Annotated in this window: 23 protein-coding genes; 3 read left to right on the top strand and 20 right to left on the bottom strand. The window is 46.1% G+C overall.

From position 1 onward, the window contains the following. Nucleotides 1–18: 18 nt before the first annotated feature. Together WMO75_RS03335 and WMO75_RS03330 are read right to left on the bottom strand one after the other, a co-directional pair. The gene (locus tag WMO75_RS03335; RefSeq protein WP_022213993.1) at nt 19–390 is read right to left on the bottom strand and encodes a hypothetical protein; all 372 of its coding nucleotides are present in this window, start codon (nt 388–390) and stop codon (nt 19–21) included. Nucleotides 391–514: 124 nt separating this feature from the next. Continuing rightward, nucleotides 515–1,219, bottom strand: coding sequence for a 5'-methylthioadenosine/adenosylhomocysteine nucleosidase (locus tag WMO75_RS03330; protein WP_022213992.1), 705 nt, complete (start codon nt 1,217–1,219; stop codon nt 515–517). Nucleotides 1,220–1,474: 255 nt separating this feature from the next. Here WMO75_RS03330 and WMO75_RS03325 point away from each other — a divergent pair, with 255 nt between their 5' ends. Next, complete coding sequence (locus WMO75_RS03325; RefSeq protein WP_022213991.1) at nt 1,475–1,723, top strand: TIGR03905 family TSCPD domain-containing protein; 249 nt, start codon at nt 1,475–1,477, stop codon at nt 1,721–1,723. Between the two features lie 85 nt (nt 1,724–1,808). On the opposite strand, the gene WMO75_RS03320 is transcribed toward WMO75_RS03325, so the two are convergent. From WMO75_RS03320 to WMO75_RS03305, 4 genes are all read right to left on the bottom strand, one after another. Continuing rightward, nucleotides 1,809–3,425, bottom strand: coding sequence for an MBL fold metallo-hydrolase RNA specificity domain-containing protein (locus WMO75_RS03320; RefSeq protein WP_303217198.1), 1,617 nt, complete (start codon nt 3,423–3,425; stop codon nt 1,809–1,811). A gap of 374 nt (nt 3,426–3,799) precedes the next feature. Beyond that, entirely contained in the window at nt 3,800–4,318 is a 519-nt protein-coding gene (locus WMO75_RS03315) for a DUF6147 family protein (RefSeq protein ID WP_303223195.1), read from the bottom strand. Between the two features lie 67 nt (nt 4,319–4,385). After that, nucleotides 4,386–5,000: a DUF4367 domain-containing protein gene (locus WMO75_RS03310; RefSeq protein WP_349077621.1), complete on the bottom strand. Its 615-nt coding sequence runs from the start codon at nt 4,998–5,000 to the stop codon at nt 4,386–4,388. Beyond that, nucleotides 5,001–5,297, bottom strand: coding sequence for a hypothetical protein (locus WMO75_RS03305; RefSeq protein WP_349077620.1), 297 nt, complete (start codon nt 5,295–5,297; stop codon nt 5,001–5,003). A 117-nt stretch (nt 5,298–5,414) separates the two neighbouring features. Between WMO75_RS03305 and murG the strand changes: the two genes are divergently transcribed. Beyond that, nucleotides 5,415–6,482, top strand: a complete 1,068-nt coding sequence (gene murG / locus WMO75_RS03300) for an undecaprenyldiphospho-muramoylpentapeptide beta-N-acetylglucosaminyltransferase (protein WP_303223197.1) — start codon at nt 5,415–5,417, stop codon at nt 6,480–6,482. Nucleotides 6,483–6,510: 28 nt separating this feature from the next. Here murG and WMO75_RS03295 read toward each other — a convergent pair whose 3' ends face one another. Further along, nucleotides 6,511–7,053: an RNA polymerase sigma factor gene (locus WMO75_RS03295; protein ID WP_303223198.1), complete on the bottom strand. Its 543-nt coding sequence runs from the start codon at nt 7,051–7,053 to the stop codon at nt 6,511–6,513. A gap of 15 nt (nt 7,054–7,068) precedes the next feature. Beyond that, nucleotides 7,069–7,470 (bottom strand): HIT family protein, encoded by a 402-nt coding sequence (locus WMO75_RS03290; RefSeq protein ID WP_296054102.1) that lies wholly within the window; start codon nt 7,468–7,470, stop codon nt 7,069–7,071. A 127-nt stretch (nt 7,471–7,597) separates the two neighbouring features. Here WMO75_RS03290 and WMO75_RS03285 point away from each other — a divergent pair, with 127 nt between their 5' ends. Further along, complete coding sequence (locus WMO75_RS03285) at nt 7,598–8,338, top strand: sensor histidine kinase (protein WP_022213984.1); 741 nt, start codon at nt 7,598–7,600, stop codon at nt 8,336–8,338. On the opposite strand, the gene WMO75_RS03280 is transcribed toward WMO75_RS03285, so the two are convergent. The 12 genes from WMO75_RS03280 to WMO75_RS03225 all read right to left on the bottom strand — a co-directional run bounded on the left by WMO75_RS03280 (nt 8,254) and on the right by WMO75_RS03225 (nt 18,300). After that, a complete protein-coding gene (locus WMO75_RS03280; RefSeq protein ID WP_243111609.1) occupies nt 8,254–8,868 on the bottom strand; it encodes a rhomboid family intramembrane serine protease in 615 nt (204 codons plus the stop codon). The two genes, WMO75_RS03285 and WMO75_RS03280, sit on opposite strands and share 85 nt — an antisense overlap. Nucleotides 8,869–9,004: 136 nt before the next feature. Continuing rightward, nucleotides 9,005–10,369: a DUF6382 domain-containing protein gene (locus WMO75_RS03275; RefSeq protein WP_118698908.1), complete on the bottom strand. Its 1,365-nt coding sequence runs from the start codon at nt 10,367–10,369 to the stop codon at nt 9,005–9,007. Nucleotides 10,370–10,371: 2 nt separating this feature from the next. Further along, nucleotides 10,372–10,812, bottom strand: coding sequence for a TadE/TadG family type IV pilus assembly protein (locus tag WMO75_RS03270; protein ID WP_022213981.1), 441 nt, complete (start codon nt 10,810–10,812; stop codon nt 10,372–10,374). After that, a complete protein-coding gene (locus tag WMO75_RS03265; RefSeq protein ID WP_118698909.1) occupies nt 10,809–11,252 on the bottom strand; it encodes a prepilin peptidase in 444 nt (147 codons plus the stop codon). The genes WMO75_RS03270 and WMO75_RS03265 overlap by 4 nt, the downstream gene beginning before the upstream one ends. After that, a complete protein-coding gene (locus WMO75_RS03260) occupies nt 11,230–11,871 on the bottom strand; it encodes a TadE/TadG family type IV pilus assembly protein (RefSeq protein ID WP_227222165.1) in 642 nt (213 codons plus the stop codon). The genes WMO75_RS03265 and WMO75_RS03260 overlap by 23 nt, the downstream gene beginning before the upstream one ends. Before the next feature lie 229 nt (nt 11,872–12,100). Next, entirely contained in the window at nt 12,101–13,588 is a 1,488-nt protein-coding gene (locus WMO75_RS03255; protein ID WP_118252151.1) for a DUF5702 domain-containing protein, read from the bottom strand. Nucleotides 13,589–13,603: 15 nt separating this feature from the next. Further along, complete coding sequence (locus tag WMO75_RS03250; RefSeq protein WP_022213977.1) at nt 13,604–13,783, bottom strand: Flp1 family type IVb pilin; 180 nt, start codon at nt 13,781–13,783, stop codon at nt 13,604–13,606. A gap of 47 nt (nt 13,784–13,830) precedes the next feature. Beyond that, nucleotides 13,831–14,865 (bottom strand): type II secretion system F family protein, encoded by a 1,035-nt coding sequence (locus WMO75_RS03245; RefSeq protein WP_118698912.1) that lies wholly within the window; start codon nt 14,863–14,865, stop codon nt 13,831–13,833. Between the two features lies 1 nt (nt 14,866). After that, on the bottom strand, nt 14,867–15,610 hold the full coding sequence (locus WMO75_RS03240) for a type II secretion system F family protein (protein WP_227222162.1): 744 nt from the start codon (nt 15,608–15,610) through the stop codon (nt 14,867–14,869). Then, complete coding sequence (locus WMO75_RS03235) at nt 15,607–16,797, bottom strand: TadA family conjugal transfer-associated ATPase (RefSeq protein WP_022213974.1); 1,191 nt, start codon at nt 16,795–16,797, stop codon at nt 15,607–15,609. The genes WMO75_RS03240 and WMO75_RS03235 overlap by 4 nt, the downstream gene beginning before the upstream one ends. Continuing rightward, a complete protein-coding gene (locus WMO75_RS03230) occupies nt 16,787–17,809 on the bottom strand; it encodes a P-loop NTPase family protein (protein WP_349077617.1) in 1,023 nt (340 codons plus the stop codon). The genes WMO75_RS03235 and WMO75_RS03230 overlap by 11 nt, the downstream gene beginning before the upstream one ends. Continuing rightward, entirely contained in the window at nt 17,806–18,300 is a 495-nt protein-coding gene (locus WMO75_RS03225) for a prepilin peptidase (RefSeq protein WP_349077616.1), read from the bottom strand. Before WMO75_RS03225 ends, WMO75_RS03230 begins: the two co-directional genes overlap by 4 nt. Nucleotides 18,301–18,430: the final 130 nt, after the last annotated feature.

Here is an 18,430-nt window from a genome sequence, read left to right as displayed (position 1 = left end):
TTTTACTGTAAATTCTTTCTATCTATATAAACCATAGTTCCTGCGTCTTCTGCATCGTCTGCGGGAGATTTCCTGGCAGAGAAGGACCTGGATGAGATCATCCATAAGGCTGTCTGGTACACCCTGGGCTGCCGTTTCACCTTCTACCTGCGTGCGGATCTGCCTGCACAGCTGATGCAGCATAAATTTATCCGGATATTCGTCATAAAGTCTGCTTCCTTCGTAATCCAGAAGCTGGCATTCTTCCTCCACTTTTTCCTGGATCCTGCCTGCTGCCTCGGGATAATAAGATTTCATCAGCGCAAACTCCTGCTCCTGTATCCGTTCCCCGTCATAAAGAGCGGGATTGGCATATGCTACATAGAATGGAAAAAATCTGTCATAGTACATAAGTTTCTCCTGTTTTTCCCACTATCTATAATAGTCTATGCACTTAGGTCTGTAGTGTGCGTTTTCAGCCAGAAATCAGGCGATTTCAACCGTTACTGTTCACGGCTGCTGTGAGCAGTAACAATCAGCCCTGGATCTGATTCAGGATGCGAAGTGTCATCTTGACGCAGTGTTCTACTGCCATTGCCTCAAAAGTCGGGTAATCTACTTCTGCGCTTCCGTCTGCTTTGTCAGAGATCGCGCGGACTACGAGGAACGGAACATTGTTGAGGTAAGCAGCCTGTGCGATCGCTGCGCCCTCCATCTCTACTGCGTAAGCATCGAACTGTTTCACAATCTCGTCCTTGACTCCCTGATCTGCCACGAACTGATCCCCGGATGCGATACGTCCCTCAAAAACTTCGATATCCGGGTTCACATCTCTGCATGCCTGTACGGCAAGTTTACGCAGAGCCTCATCACTCTTGAAGGAAAAAGTCTCCATCTGCGGGATCTGTCCCACCGGATATCCAAATGCAACTGCGTTCATGTCGTGATGTACAAGGTCTGTGGAGATCACAAGGTCTCCGATGTTGATATCAGCATTCAGGCTTCCTGCGATACCGGTGTTGATGACAACTTCTGCGTCAAAATCGTCGATCAGGATCTGTGTGCAGACTGCCGCATTTACCTTGCCGATCCCGGAGCGGACTACGACTACGTTCTTACCCTCAAGAGTTCCTGCATAAAATTCCATGGAGGCTTTGCGTGTGATCTCTACGTTCTCCATACGTGCTTTCAGTTTCTCTACTTCTACTTCCATTGCGCCGATGATACCAATACATCTCATAATAGTTATTCTCCTCTGTGTGTATGTTTTATCTGTAAAAAATTTCTTTATATTTTATCAAACCAGTAACTGCCCATTCTCTATGGCAGTTTTTTATTATATCACTGGCTATTCTGCTTTCAGTAAACATTTCGTTACTGTTTTTTCATTATAACAAAACTTCAGATTATATGGAAACTTTTTTTGCTTTCTGTTATAATATTAATTCGGCAGGGAATTCTGCCGTAAATGTTGAATTCAAAGGAGGATTTTACTATGGTATACAAGACATCTGGTGTCTGTTCCAGCGCCATTTCATTTGATATTGACGATGCAGGAAAGGTTCACGACGTGAAATTCCAGGGCGGCTGCTCCGGAAATACACAGGGTGTTGCCAAACTCATCGAGGGAATGGATGCCAAGGAAGCGATCAGCAGACTGGAAGGAATCCGTTGTGGTTTCAGACCGACTTCCTGCCCGGATCAGCTTTCCAAAGCATTAAAACAGGCATTAGGAGAGGCATAAAAGCCTCTCCCTTTTGCATTGCATATCGAGGAAGTGCCAATGACACCTCCGCTGATTTATTATGTTTATAAAATTGTTCTGTGTATCAGATATCATCTCTGTCCCATTTATCACACAGCGACTGGATGTCTCTCGCAAAGCGGTCGAGGTCTTTGTTCGGAATGCCCTCGCTCTTGCGGATAACGGACATAAGGCGCTGTCCCATGGCAACCAGTTTCTGGAATGCTCTTGCGGCTTTGCTTGCCTTCGGGGAAGCGGAAGCCTTGGTGATGCGGATACCCTGTGCCTCATAGATGCAGTTGTTTGCCTTGAAGTCGTAGATCGTACCGCTGAACGGAGCCATGGAGTCCAGTCCCATCTCATCATGCAGACGGCGGGCAAAAATCTCCGTCACTTCGTCATCGCCGTGTGTTACAAATACTTTCTTCGGCTTATCGTCAAAAGCTTTGATCCAGTCTATCAGACCGTTGACATCGGCATGGCCGCTGATTCCCGGCATCTGGCGGATCTCTGCGCCTACATGGACAGTCTCACCAAAAAGCTTCACGTCCTCGGCACCCTCGAGCAGTGCTCTTCCCAGCGTTCCGATCGCCTGATATCCTACAAAAAGTATCGTATTTCTTGGATCCCATAAGTTATGTTTCAGGTGATGCTTGATTCGTCCTGCATCGCACATACCGCTCGCAGAAATGATCACCTTGCAGTCCTCATCATAGTTGATGGCTCTGGAGTCATCGCTTGTGATGGATGTACGGAGTCCCGGGAACATCAAAGGGTTGATTCCCTTCTGGACCAGTGCGATCGCTTCTTCATCGAAGCAGTCATACTGATGTTCATTAAAGATCGTCGTCGCCTCATTTGCCAGCGGGCTGTCGACATAGACCTTGAAGTTGCCATGTCCTGTGACACGGTTTTCTTCCTTGATCTGCCGGATAAAGTACAGCATTTCCTGTGTACGGCCGACCGCAAAAGACGGGATGATAACGCTTCCGCCTCTGTCAAACGTATGCTGGATCACTTCTGAAAGGATGGCAACATAGTCCGGACGTTCCCCATGGCTTCTGTCACCGTAAGTGGATTCCATGACAACATAATCTGCATCGTGGAGGTAAGTCGGGTCCTTGATCAACGGCTGATGAAGGTTTCCGATATCTCCTGAGAAGACGATCTTCTCTTCCTCTCCGTCCTCTTGGATGGTCAGCTCAATGCTTGCTGATCCGAGAAGGTGTCCTGCGTCTACAAACCGAACGGAAATCCCTGGTGCCGGGGTAATTGTTTTTTCGTATGGGCATGGTACAAAATTCTGTATTACACCCATGGCATCTTCCATCGTGTAGGCAGGTACAAATTCCGGTTTACCCTGACGGCGTCCCTTACGGTTACGCCATTCTGCCTCGAACATCTGAATATGCGCGCTGTCACGGAGCATGATATCGCAGAGGTGACAGGTTGCCTGGGTCGCATAGATCGGACCCAAAAAGCCTTTCGCATAGATAGCGGGCAGGTTTCCGGAATGGTCCATATGCGCATGTGTCAAAAGAACGAAATCCAGGTCTCCCGGATTAACTGGGATTTCCTGATTCTGATAATAATCCGGTCCCTGTTCCATACCGCAGTCTACCAGAAACTTCTTGCCTGCTGCTTCCAGATAATAACAACTACCAGTTACTTCGTGCGTCGCCCCAATAAAGGTAATCTTCATGTGCGAACCCCCTTTTTCTGACAATTATTCCAATACATTCTAGTTGTAATTATTATACACGATATAGCAAGTTTTTAACAGTCTTTAGATACAAAAACGGGATGAAATTTTTATAAATTTCACCCCGCTTCTGTGTATGTTGTTTGTATGTATGTTGTATGATGTTGTTTTTGCCGATCCGGAATATTTCTCCGTGTAATCGGCAGCCGCAAGCACTTCGCGTCAGCCGGAAGGTAATGGATGTTTACTCCGTTTTATTTTTGTTCGTTCATTTTATCTGTTGTGTCATCCTGCTGGCTGCACCCATGCTTCGCTATTCAGTTGTAGGTTTTGTTGCCTGATATTTTTCTTTTTCTGTTGGTCCGGTAGAAAGATTAGTTTACCATGATACCCTGGGTCAGGGTAGATGTTGACTCTTTCAGACCTCCATTGCTTGCTGCGTGGTAGCCACGGACACGGTAGTAGGTACCGCTTGGGACTGCAACGTCTAATTCTTTTTCCAAATATGACGCATTCTTTCCAGTAAATTCCCAGTATTTATATGTACCATAACTACCATTTACCTTACGCTCAAGATATAAATACAGATATGTTTTGCTGCATACCTTATGGCATTGCGTCAAACCATAAATAGCAATCTCATTACTGGCTACTCGTTTAATCTTAACCGTACCAAAATTTAAATTTGTACTGCGAAGTAAACTATAATTAGTATCTTCTGCAAAATCTTCTGTTGTCTCTTCATCCGTAACTTCATCATTCTCTGTTTCTTCCGCTAAAATTGCATCCATAAGATTATCAGAAGAATCTGCCAATACTGATTGTGAACTTCCTGCAAATATCATTCCTGCGGTTAAACCGGCCAGTAATACTTGTTTCCACTTCTTTGCCACTTTCACTTCCTTTCTGTCATAAACAACCCTTACATTATTAATACGACAGAAAAAAGGAAAAATCACGCTAAAAAATCATTTTTTCTATAATTTTTTTAATTTCTTCTAATTCTATCTTACCCGACAAAGTATATGTTACTCCATTTTTTTCCCATTCTGCTGAATAACTCGTCTCTTCATCATCATAGTTTTGCTTTATTTCTACCGTTGTTCCATCATTGCTCGTTACTATTAACTTTTGTTCATCTCCACATGTACTTTTTATTCTGCTTGACCTGTCATCATTTTGCTTGTCTATGAGTAATACAATTCTATTAGTTTTATACCTGTATTCTATCCTCGCTAACGATGTCAAATCCCTTATAGTATAATTTAAAAATTCCATTCCATAAGGCCTATAATAGAATTCCGGAACTTCTACTCCCAATTTTTCTTCTATATCAATAATAGCCTTCGCTTCGTCCGGATTTGCATTTTCATTACTATCATCATTATAAACCACCGTCTTCGTATCATCCCCACTCCAAATCCGCACACTATTCACCAAATATGTCCGATTCGCCTCACTGGTCATACTTGCTGCAAACACGCATGCGACAGCAACAACAGCCATGACCACGACTTTCCCAAGCCGTTGCATGCCACCAGCAGTCTTGTGCCTGCGCTCGCGTACTTTTTCCATCTAAAGCACCTTTTTCTCATCCGGTACCAGTTCCTCGGAAAATTCTGCACTTTTCTTCTTATCCTCCTCAAACCGGCGCATCAGTTCCTGATAAGAATCCTGCACTTCTTTGTCCGTAAGTTTAAGATCCTCGAAGTCTTCGTCCGCAAAGAGAGCTTCCTCAATCTGTTTCTCTCGTTCTATAAATTCTTCTTCCAGGATCTTCTGGAAGGTTTCGTCATCTATCTCATCCTGTATTTCCAGGTTATTTTCTAAAGTTTTTTTCGATTCTTCGTTTTCTTCAAATTCTTTTCTCATAAAGTGATGTCTCCTGCCGATGGTTTTCCAGCTCCCTCTCATCTTTCCTTGACAATTCATCCCTTGTGGTTCATAGTTATTGGTAATAATAAAAAAGATTTTTCAGGAGGAATTCCCATGAAGCATATTGTTCTTACCGGCGGCGGTACTGCCGGACACGTTACTCCAAACATAGCTCTGATCCCAGCTCTTAAGGATGCTGGATATCAGATATCTTATATCGGTTCCTATAACGGGATCGAACGTAAACTGATCGAGGAACTTGGAATTCCGTATTATGGAATTTCTTCCGGTAAATTAAGACGTTATTTCGATCCTAAGAACTTCTCCGATCCGTTCCGCGTTCTCAAGGGATTTCATGAAGCCAAGAAGCTTCTCAAACAGCTGAAACCCGATGTTGTATTCTCCAAGGGAGGTTTCGTTACCGTCCCTGTTGTTATCGCTGCAAAGCGTTGTAAAATCCCAGCAATCATCCATGAGTCCGATATGACTCCAGGACTTGCCAACAAACTGTGTATTCCATCTGCCGTAAAAGTCTGCTGTAACTTTCCGGAAACTGTCAGCTCTCTTCCGAAGGACAAGGCTGTTCTTACCGGTACTCCGATCCGTCAGGAATTATTAAACGGCGACAAAGAAGCAGGCCGCCAGTTCTGTGGATTCACCGCAGACAAACCAGTCCTTATGATCATCGGTGGAAGCCTCGGTGCAGCCTCAGTCAACGACCATGTGCGCAAGATCCTTCCGGAACTTCTGAAGGATTTCCAGGTAATTCATCTGTGTGGTAAGGGAAAAATGGACGAAAAGCTGACCGGCACAGCCGGATACGTACAGTACGAATATATCAAAGATGAGCTGCCGGATCTCTTTTCCCTGGCAGATGTTGTGATCTCCCGTGCCGGAGCCAATGCGATCTGCGAGATCAGTGCTCTTCACAAACCAAATCTTCTGATCCCGCTGTCAGCCAATGCAAGCCGCGGTGACCAGATCCTCAATGCCCGTTCTTTCGAAAAACAGGGTTACAGCATGGTTCTCGAGGAAGAAGAGATTACTGACCAGAAACTCCTTGATACGATCCATCAGCTTTATGATAACCGTCATTCTTTCGAAGAAGCCATGGCAGCAAGCAAACAGATGGATTCTATCCATCACATTGTCTCTCTCGTTGAGGGATGTGTTTCCAAATAACAGAATTTATTTCGCGCAGGCATTCCGCTCAGGTTTGTCTGCGTATTTTTTTGAGTTTCTCTTCCATCCACGCCTTCGACCTCAGATTACGATTATTGATAGCATTTCTGCTTACTCCATACTCCTTCGCCACCACATCCGGCGGCACTCCGTAAAGCTGTGTCCTGATCAGAATATCATAACTCACAGGATTTTCCCTCCGAAGCATTTCAAGGGCAAGTTCCCTGTCTGCCTTGTCCTCTAATTCGAGAATAACAACTTCAGGATTATTCTTCTCATCTATGATATCGGCACCATTGTCCTCATCATTGATAATACACATTTCATGTTTGTTACAGGACCGCTCCAGATAATCAAGACATACCTTCCTGGTTTTCCATCCAATCTTGGCTCTTAATTTCGCCTCATCTGAGAAATCAAGCGTCTCCTGATTTTTGAGGAAATACAGAAATACTTCCTGTGCAATATCCATGGCGGCATTCTTTTCTTTCACGATCCTGTAGGCACTTCTTGCTGAGAATTCAAAGAAAGCATTATAAAAGCCTGTAAAATTCTCAACCATATCTTTCATAGCACTCCGGCATTTTTATTTTACTTTTGCCAGAATTTCCTCTCTCTCCTCATCAGTCAGATTGCCAGGTTTCCAGGTAATCCCAACATTGTCGCCCTCATATCTCGGAATCAGATGCATATGGAAATGAAATACTGTCTGACCGGCGATCTCACCGTTATTCTGAACGATATTGAAGCCGTCACAGTTCAGTCCATCTCTGAGTTTCGTTGCCATTTTCTTTGCAAGGATCATTGCCTTGCCTGCTGTTTCATCCTGAAGTTCATAGATATTCGCTGCGTGTGATTTCGGAAGAATCAGGGCATGTCCCTTGCTTGCCGGTCCCAGATCCAGGATCACGCGGAAGTCTTCATCCTCATATAAAGTAGCTGACGGAATTTCTCCATTTGCAATTTTACAAAAAATACAATTTTCCATGGTCGTTTTCTCCTTTATTTTATAGTGTTTTCTGGTTCTATTGTGACGTATTTCTTCGATTTTTTCAATACGAAATTTGTTGCCGTGGGCATTTTCCAATGCTACACTTGACGTGAGGTGACAGATTATGAAAGAAAAAATCGATTCTGCGGTACAGACAGAACAGTTTCAGATCCTGCTTTCCAGGTTTTCGCATGAGCTGCGAAACCCGCTGGCTCTTCTCTCCAGCGAACTGCAGCTTCTCGCTTCCTCCCACCCGGAACTCACATATGACGAACAGTGGGAAAATATTTATGCAAACCTGGATTATATCCATGCTCTCCTGAACGACATGACCAGATACCAGAATGCGGGGCAGCTTTCCCTTGTCTTGACTGACTTAAGCGCATGTTTAAATGAAATCGCAAAGTCCTTTCGCCCCACACTTGATTATCTTGGTATTGAATTTGAGACGGATATTCCAAATGATCTCCCCAATCTATCTCTCGATCCGTTAAAAATCCGCCAGGTCTTTCTGAACATTCTTCGCAATGCACAGGAAGCAATCGATCATCCGCATGGAACCATCCATTTTCGTGCCGAATCCTCAGCACAGTACGTACATATTTCCATCTCTGACAACGGATGCGGCATGACCTCCTCTCAAAAAAAGCGGGTATTTGAACCTTTCATAACCTACAAGTCCGGCGGCACCGGCCTCGGACTTGCTGTCACCAGACAGATCATCGAAGCCCATCACGGCTCCATAGAAATCGAAAGTGCTCCCGGAAGTGGAAGCACTTTTCATATATATTTTCCCTTAACCCGGCTGGACGGATGCCAGGCCAGAACAGCAATTACAAATCCGGCTATCATCCCTCCAACATGAGCGGCATTATCCACACCTGAACTGGTAAACCCAAAATAAAGTGAGAATGCTGCCATCACCAGAACCTGTCTCATAGACAGATCACCAAGCCAGCCTTTATTTCGAATGACAACATAGATCATCGCTCCCATCACAGCAAACACTGCTCCGGATGCCCCTGCTGATACAGAAAATTCCTGAGACCGCAGTTCCAGAACCAGCGAGAGAATATTTCCCGCAATTCCGCCCAGAAGATAGATAAGCACGAAACGGATCTTTCCGGTCACCTGCTCCAGCCGGCTTCCAAGTACAAACAGCACCAGCATATTGTTGACAAGATGCTCAATTCCAAAGTGCAGGAACATGGAGGTAAACAGCCGGTAGACTTCTCCTTTTTCCACAATATAAGGCGTATACGCCGCTCCATAGTTCAGTACATGCCATGCATCCTGCGAAGTCCCTGTAAGTTCCACTGCAATAAAAATCAGTACATTAATAAGAATTAATGCGACCGTCACCGGTTCTTTCCGAATCTCTTCCAAAGTCCTCACTCCATTCTGTCAGATGGTCACTGTTTCCAGCAGCCTGGTCAACATTTTCATTATTCCGTTTATTCTAACAGATGGTCTGCTGCATAGCAAGCACTGTGTCCCCGTGAAATCTTATCTTTTTATAAACTTCCGCAGCTTATTTTATAAATATATACCGCGCTTCTGCAAAATCTACTTCATCTTCGTCCTGAAGCTGGTATTCTTCATTTGCCCTGAGCATTCTTCCATTTACAGAAGTACCGTTTCTTGAGTTCAGATCCGCAAGAAAATATTCTTCCTCATCTTTACGGATCCTGGCATGAACCCGGCTTACGGTTGGTCTGGGAATCACTGCATCAGCTGCGTTTTCCATTTTGCCGATAATCGTCAGGTCCCGTTCCAGAAAGATCGTTGCAAGCTCTCCTGGTTCCTTACTCACAAGGCTGGACGGTCCCTTGACTGCTCCTGCGGAAAGAACGACTGTCTCACCGTAATCTGTCTCTTCCGGTTCTTCGAACTGCAGTCTTTCTCTGTACTCATCCCGGAACTTTTTGTGCTGTTCTGCTTTTTCAGTATTCCCTGCGGCATCTGTAAATTCCCGGCGGACTTTCTTTCTCCATTCCGCTGTTTCGTCCTGCTTTTTCTTCTTTTTCTCACCTGCCCACATCCCAAGTGCTCCAATACCCAGAAGCGCGATCGCTGCTGCCAGCACCGCCTCAATCGGAACTCCGGGGAGGTATCCCAGATAACACGCCGCCAGAATTCCAAGCAGCACGAACACCCCAAAACCGCATCCACCGATCCACACAAAGTTTCCGCGAATCTTTCCTCCTGTTTTGTTCGAGGTTTCACTTTTTTCTTCCCATTCGGGCGGTTTCTCTGCAAAATCCAGCGGTATTTGTTCTTCCCGAAGTACTGTTTGTTCTGAAATCTTTTCCTCTGGCTTCGTCGGTTCCTTATTCTCCGCTGGTTCTTCTGTCCCACTCTGATAGATAAACTCTTTGAGTGCATCCAGCTGCACTCCCGTTTCCAGTGCTTTGCGGTAGATTCCATACCCCATCGTCACAGCTGCCGCATCATCATGGTCCAGTTTCGGCAGGAAATATTCTGTCATCTCCCGGAACTGCTCGCTGACTGCCTTTGCTTCTCCTGGCAGACAACAGAAATACAGTTTCTGTTTTTCCACATCCAGATACATATATTCCGGCGATAACAACAGCTGATCCGGATTCAGAAGAAATTCCATCATTTCTTCCATGATCTTCACAACACCGCCAAAAATAATACGCAGATCCGATGCTTTCAGTTTCTTCTGCTCATAGAAAGATGCCAGCGACTGCCTTGACGTAATGTCATAATAAAACAGAAATCTCCCGTCCAGCCCCTGGATCCTGCATTTCAATATAGAAGGAACCGCATTTCCCGTCAGCATCCTCACCTGATAGGAAGCAGTATCTACCGGATTCTCCCCATGCAGGATCAGATAATTACGACTTACATCCCGTTTATATTCTGCCCTCATTTTTATCCTCCAATTTCTGCTATTACTTCAGAAGCAGCCCTGATCTTCCGGATCCACTCCACCGGACGAACGACTCTGGAACTTCCATCCACTGCAAGTTTCCATTTCAGACCTCCAAATCCAGACACTGTATCCGCTGTATAAGTTACTTTGATCTCCTTACCGCCATTTACCTGACCGGTCAGATTCTCAGCTCCAAAAAATCCGACATTTCCAAGTTCCCGGCTCCTGACAGATGCCGCTTCCTGTGGCTGTCCGTCTTTTCGTACACCTTCCATACTTCCGGTAAGTGCCGACTCGCACGCCGCCGCTGTCAGCCATGCACGGTTATGTACAAAAAAGCTCAAGTACAAAACTCCCATCAAAACCAGCAGGACCAGTGACATCACACATGCTGCCTCGATCGTAAAACTGCCTTTTTTTATCTGTCGCAAATCCGTCATATCAAAATTCCTCCTATATATCCCGCCAGCAGAAAAGGCACCAACGGAATCTCTGTCTTCCTGCTTTTCCTGCGGATCACAAGCAAAATCCCGGACCAGAACGCTGCCAGAAAAAATCCAATGCAGAGCATCCGGATATATGTTTCCGTATCCAGCAAAGCTCCCAGTGCCAGCAGGATCCAGCAGTCTCCCGCCCCAATCGCACCCCTGCTTATCAGCCCCGCTGCAAGAAACAAAATACCAATCCCTGCCGGTATCAGCACATCCTGAATTTTTCTTCCCTGCAAAATACTGCAAATGATCCCACATCCTGCATAGACCACAGTCAGGAGCAGCGAAATTTCCCTTCTCCTGATATCCAGCCAGCTGTTCATCGCCAGAAAAACCACCGTACACAATTCTTTCACTCCATCCTCCTTATCCGCAACTGCTGCACGCATGCATACTTCCTGCCTGCGACAGCTTCACCAGTTTCACCGTCCGCTTCAGTCCGCTGCATGTTTCCTGATTATGATAGCGGTTTCCCGTCGAAGTGACATAGACACTTCCCGCGGGCTTCTGACCACGGCTGCACGATTCACACGCTGCATACTTCTCTCCATAACTGTTCCGCATCGAGGAGATTCCTGAACCGGCAACCTGCTGGATCGACACTTTCAAATACCGGCATCCCAGTTTTCTGTGATATACAGAACCGGATTCTGTTACATACACCATTTCTTCCTGCTTCTCTGTTTTTCCTGAATTTTCCTGTTCCTCTGCTCCCGTCCATGCATGGACAGTTATGGTATTATGCATCCACACATTTGAGAGCGGAATCAGTCCGCCAACCGGCGTATAGGAATATACATCCGGCAGAGTAACTTTGTCCGGACCTTTCCCGTCCAGTACATACGCATACATTCCCGCATCTTTCGTCTTTTCACACAATTTCTGGAGATGCAGTGTCTGGATCTGATAAATATCCATAAAGGAGATCATCGTAACCATCCCCAGGAAAAACAACGGCAGCACCAGTGCCGTCTCCACCGCGAGGCTTGCACGCCTGCAGAATCTCAAAAAGGTGCAGAAAGACACCTTTTCAGAAGGCTTCAGGAAATCTCCGCTTATCGGGGGAAACTGGAGAACTGATTTTTTTAAAGAGCGCTTCCTTTCTTTTTTATTTTCATTTACTTCTTTTTTCTTCCTGTCTATCTTTTTTATATACCCATCATATATATCCTTCTGAAAAAGCATCTTTCTGCACCCCTTTTGTATCGGACGGTCCCTTTGCTGAACCGCCCTGACCTCAGATATAACTGTATTGTCTTGTTACGGTAAATACTCTGTTTCTGTTCGCATCAACATCCACCGAAGCCTCGATCGCCTCAATGCAGCAGTCCAGCCGGAAGCTGTCTCTGCCCTTCGATTCACGGATACAGACCTCGATCATATCCATCCCCCGCTGTAATTTTTCCTGTTTGGACTGTGCCAGAAGCAGCACCTGAAGATAGTCTTCATAGGACATGCCATTCTCGGCATCCTTCCTCTGACTGTCAAGATTTTCGAGAAGATACGGAAGATTTTCCAGTGATAACTGCCAGTTTGCCGCATTCTTTACCAGCGGAACTTTGCCGCCGTGAAACAGTTCCCTGACATCCAGAACACTCTCCGCAAAGGACCAGCAAAGAAGAAGTGCTGCTTCGATGATGACCGCCGCAGGCGGCACGAGAAATCCAGACGCGATCGCAAGTGCAAGTGCATGCATCTGAGCCCGCTTTCCTGCATCCGACATCAGACATGCCGCATTGATTCCCTCACGGATCAGAAGCAGCCGGTTCGCGACTGTCCGCAGGTTTGCCCTGTCATTATCGTTTGCGCCAAGGATATACTCCTGCTGGTACTTAAGTCCCGAGGCTGCCGGTTTCTGGTAATTGCCAAGCCGGTCTGTCAGATATTTCTGAAACAGCATCTGAGAAGTCTGTGAAGAGTCTTCTGTCGGATTTCCTGGCATGGACATTCCCACTTCGAGGTTCCGCTTGGATACCAGATCTTTCGTTGAAATCTGTACTTCTGAGATTCCCTTCGATGCCGGAACGACCAGATCCAGAAGACTCATCGTTCGGATCCGTCGGATTGCCGGGATCGGATTTTTTGCATTATTTGATTCACCATCCGAAAATCCACCGCCTTCACCGCTTCCGAAATCCTCTTCCTTCGCTTCTTCCTTCTTGGCAGCTTCTGCCGCTTCCTGACTTTTGTTAAATGCACCATTCATCTCCGAATCATAATTTTCCAGCGTCCCTCCATTTTCTGCAGTCTTTCCATCTGTCTCTGCCTGTTTCGTTTTTTCTTCCCTGTCTTTCAGCCGGTTCAGAAGTGCCTGAACTCCCTGACCGCCAAGAGTATCCTTCATATAGGACACCGCCTGATGATAAAAAACTTCTCCATTCTGATCTGTTGCCAGACGATATCCGGTAAAACCACCCTGTTTAATCCGAAGTTTCTGGCTGTTCTGCTTCAATACAGGCTTCATATAGGATTCCATATTGTCATAGACAGCTGCCAGATCCAGCTCAGTTCCACCCTGCGCCCCGTCCAGAAAAAACAGATCATAATCCTTAAGAAGTGAACGGTCATACTGCCCGAACAGAGAATACAGTCCAATATCCAGCCCATTCAGGATCTGTGTCCTCGCCGCAGCCGCCTGCACCGACTGGATACTGGTGGCAACCAGAGACAAAAGAACACTGAGTACCAGTGCCAGAAAAACCGTAATGCTGCCTTTTTTCTTCATAAACACACCACCGGATCAGATAGAATTACTCTGTTTTGTGATCTTGCTGAGAATTGCTTTTACAAGATTTGTGAGCTGTTCCTTAAAGATAATGACAAGACTGATCAACACCACCAGGATCAAAATAATCTCAACAACACCTACTGCATCTTCTTCTCTTCCAAACTCTCTTGCTGTTTCCATAAACTCTCTCATATACATACCTCCCAATACTGTCTTTGAATTGTTGCAATTCCTTATTTTTACTGCCCGTAGAAGGAAAGAAATGCCGGAATCATGATGATTGCCATGACAACCACAAGCATCATGACCATCGGTACCAGAAGTTTCGTGGCTGCCGCCTCTCCCAGAACTCTCGCTTTTCGTTTGCGCTCATCCCAGGCTTCCAGTGCTTCTTTCTCAAGAAGATCCGCCATGCGCTGGCTTCCTTTCTGAAGGTTCTGAATCAGGATCGTAGAAAAGGTTTTGTACTTCATCAGATCGCAGTGTTCTCCAAACCGACGATAGGCTTCCAGTTCTGACACGCCGCTGTCCATCTCATGGCAGGCTGTCACGATCGCTTCATATGCAAACCTGCCTTTTGCCGGTTTTGTTCTCATATAATCTGCTGCCATCTTCTGAAATGCCCGCCTCGCTGTCATTCCTGCCTGAATCAGAAGTGTAAATTTCAGAAGCAGAGGAGGATAGTCCATCAGAAGCTGTTCCGAACGTTTTGCCAGTGCCTCCTGTTCTTCCCTTGCCTTCTTCAACAGAAGCACAAAAGCAGCAAAGAAGCTCAGCGCAGCGATCAACGTTCCTGTATTGTCTCCCGGCTTCTGCCATTCTAACTTCTGTCCATTCCATTCTTCCGGCAGATAATAGTAATCCGGGTCCTCTTTTTCTTCGTTATATTTCTCGATAGCTTCCCTGAGTTCTTTTTTTCTGGATTCCTCCGGAGTTTCTTCTTTTACTGTTTCTTCAGAGGCAGGTGATTCCTCACTCTCTTTCTCCGGCACCTGAATCTCAACTTTCTCCGTATCTTCGCCGTTTACAGCAACCTGAAACTCCTGGGTATATGCCCCTGTCGACTCTTTTTCGAGACGATATCCATTCGTGTAAACTTCACTGCTTCCACTTGTCAGTGTCAGAAGCATTCCCACAAGATTTCCACAAACTGCCACAATAAGAAACCATCGCACGCTTTCTCTGTCTGCCAGTCCGTCCAGCTTAAGCCATCCGGCTTTCCAGGCAAAGGCGCTTCCTGCCGCAACGATAAAAATCACAAGATGTACCCACATATCACACCTCTATATCGACGATCTTACGTCCAAGCCAGTAGGAAAATCCATAAATTCCAAGACACACCGTCATCGCAGCGATCCCGAACGGATTCCCATACAAAACACTCAAAAATCCCGGAGAAGTCAGTTTCAGATAAATAATGATCCCTGCCGGCATCAGACTCATGACCATCTGCTCGGCTTTCTTTGCCGCCAGAGTTGTCTCTATTTCTTTCTTTACGTCAATCTTGTCTCCAAGCATCCTTGCGGAAGTCTGAATGATTCTGGTCATATCCCCGCCTGTTCTCTTGGCTGTATAAAAGACTGCTGCAAAATTCTCCATATCTTCAATACCGCTGCGCTCACCCAGACTCTGAAACAGTGCTTCTACCGGAACGCTGACTTTTAGCTGGCCTTCCATATACCGGAATTCTTTTACAATATCTGCGTCCTGCGGATAGATCCGTTCCAGATCTCCTGCACAGGCCGAGACTGCATTTTCTACAGAGTATCCGGCCTGCACTGCCACGCTCAGCGCATTCAGCGCATCCTTGAACTGATAATTCAAATTTTTCTTCCGCTCCCGGATCAGCTGCCTTTTCCGCATTTTCAGAAACACCACTGTTGCCGGAATAGCCAGTATCATCAACCATTTGCTCTGGTAAAAAAGATAATCCAGTGCACCACAGAGCAGAATGCTCTGTACCAGATATTTCGTGATCTCCTTTCCTGAAAAATGATATTCCCTGTAATCCTGCTTCATAGTTCCACCCCTGCCCGGACCAGCTTCTCCCGGTTCAGAAGTTCTGCCGTCTGTACAAGCCCGCGTCCCTCCTGCCACCGGTAAAGTGTCCTGGTCTTTATTTCATGCTCTTCAAATCCACAAACTTCTGTTATTTCCAGTACTTTACGACTCTTATCCCTCATTCGCCCGAGATGTATAAGGATGTCCACTCCCGATGCGATCTGCCTGCGTATCGCTTCAAGCGGTAACTCTACACCCATCAGCGTCATTGTCTCAAGACGCGAAAGCATATCAACTGCCGAATTCGCATGCGCTGTGCTCAGACTGCCCTCATGTCCCGTATTCAGAGCCTGCAGCATATCAACTGCCTCGCCGCCTCGTACTTCGCCTACCACGATCCTGTCAGGGCGCATTCGAAGTGCCGTCCGGATCAGATCCCGTATTGTGATCGAAGTACCACCATCAACATTTGCCATCTTTGCTTCCAGACGCACCAGATTCTGCACACCCTGGATCTTGAGTTCTGCGTTATCTTCAATCGTGATCAGCCTCTCATCCTTCGGAATGTAGTTAGATAATGCCCCCAGAAATGTCGTCTTCCCGCTGCCGGTTCCACCGCCGATCACCATGGAATATCTCGCTTTTACAAGAGTCTCCAGAAACTCTGCACATTCCCGCGGAAGACTTCCAAGGGCGATTAGTTTCTCCATTGTGATCGGTGTGTCCGGGAACCTTCGGATCGTAAGGATCGGACCGTTTAAGGCAACCGGGCGGATCACCGCATTTACTCTGGCTCCGTTTTCCAGACGGGCATCCACAATAGGCATTGATTCGTTGACCACACGGTTGCACCTTCCTACAATCTGCTGGATCACATCTTCCAGTTTTTCTCTGGAAGTAAATCCCTTTTCCCATTTTTTCAGTTTCCCTGCACGTTCCACAAAAATGCTTTCCGGACCATTCACCATAATTTCCGTCACGGAATCGTCCTCGATCAGTTCCTGCAGAACATCCAGTTTACGCACCGAATAAAAAAGTTCCTGGCGAAGCTGTACCTTCTCTTTGAGTGAAAGTGCAGATTCCCGCATTCCATTCAGGATCAGATCATCAATCTGTTCCAGGATCTCCTGATCTGACAGTTCTCTTGCCAGATCCAGTTTCTCCATCAGAAGCTGCCGGAGTTTCCGGAAATGGTCATTGCTCATAAGAAAGCCCCTTTCCGAGAAGTTCTCTCACATAATCTCCCAGCGTGCTCCACACCAGCGACTGCGGATAATCTGCGCTCACGCTTTCCACGGTACAGAACGGAAGTTTCATTTTTACTGTTTTCTCAGATACCTCGGAATAATCTCTTGCATTCAAAAGATTTTCAAACTGTCGTATTTTGCTTTTGGAAACCGGATCCACACAGATTGGCATATAAATAAATTTACACAGGTCAAGCATCTGAAAAAGTTCCTCAATTCCATTCCCCATGTCGATCACGACTACCTCGTAAGTTCCATGAAGAATAAGTTCCTGCAAAAGATATTCCCAGTCCTTCCAGGATGTTCCCCGGATATCCTCCGGCGACTGCACCGGCGGCACGAAGTCAAGCTGCCCCACACTCTGCACCATACTGTTCAGCTTCAGAATCACACCCGGATTTTTCTGACGTACATAATAAAGCAGGTCACTCAATGTACAGGAGAATTTTTTCTGCATCAGTTCCTCCAGACCGGAATATTCTTCCAGACTTATAAAAAGAACACTTCGTTCCTCACTCAAAATCTGTCCCAGTGTCCACGCAAACGAGGTCTTAAGACATCGTCCCAATGGAGAATACACGCCAAAAAGCTCTGTCTTTCTTTTTAACGCAGGGTTCTGCATCGGAAACACAGTTTTTTCCTCGCCATAGCACGCCATGACCTCCCGGACGATCTCTGCCGAAGACTGATATTTATAGACTTCTGCATATGTATCCAGTTCTTCCGGTCTGGTTCCTTCCGTGAGAATCACAGTTTTGCTGATATCCAGTTCCCGTACCTCGTCACACATGGCATCTGCTGAGATAAGAAGCAGTTCCACATGTGTTTCTTTTGCATACGCAATCAGGCTCTGCACACTGGTAAATGCCTGTACTTCAAAGGGCAGATTGTTTTTGCGATTGAGATATTCCATGAAGTTTCTGGCATATTCTGCTTCAAGATCACAGACTGCAAAAATTTGTTTCTTCAATATAGACCTCCTGTATAAAGCATCACGCTCATAAATATGGGCACCGTGAAATGAATATTTTCCGGTGTACTTTCCCTTCGATAATAGGGTTTGTGGCTGCCTGTCTGCAGATACTCCATAAGATATGCCGCCAGATACGCCATCCTCTGCCGGATTTCTCCACTGCAGAGCAGAATGGCAAGTGAAATCCCGGCTCCGCACAGAAAGGAAAACCAGATACACCACAGGATCTTTACAGGTCCCATAATCCCTCCCAGTGCACAGAATACCTTGATATCACCAGGACCAAGCATCCGAAAATAAAACATCCATCCAAGGACCGCCAGCGGCATCAGGATTCCCGGTATGAATCTTGTCAGACCGGCAAATCCTTTCTGCCAGAAACATGTTACTGCTCCGGCAAGAAATGAACACAGGATCCAGCTGTTTTTTACACGCATTTTGTAAAGATCCATGACCACAGATACACCGGCGATCGTCAGAAGCAGCATTTCATCTGCAATAAAAACCCCTCCTCGCTGTTGATATTTGATTATAAAAAAATGGGATTGTTCCGTCAGAACTGACGGCAGGAATACCAGATGATTTCTGGTGAGTCTTATTATAGTCCTGCATTCCGCC

It is taken from the genome of Blautia intestinihominis, from assembly GCF_040096655.1.
GTDB classification, from domain to species: domain Bacteria; phylum Bacillota; class Clostridia; order Lachnospirales; family Lachnospiraceae; genus Blautia_A; species Blautia_A intestinihominis.
The sequence above is the reverse complement of the archived record's forward strand: the minus strand, read 5'-3'. Positions and strand labels throughout refer to the sequence as shown.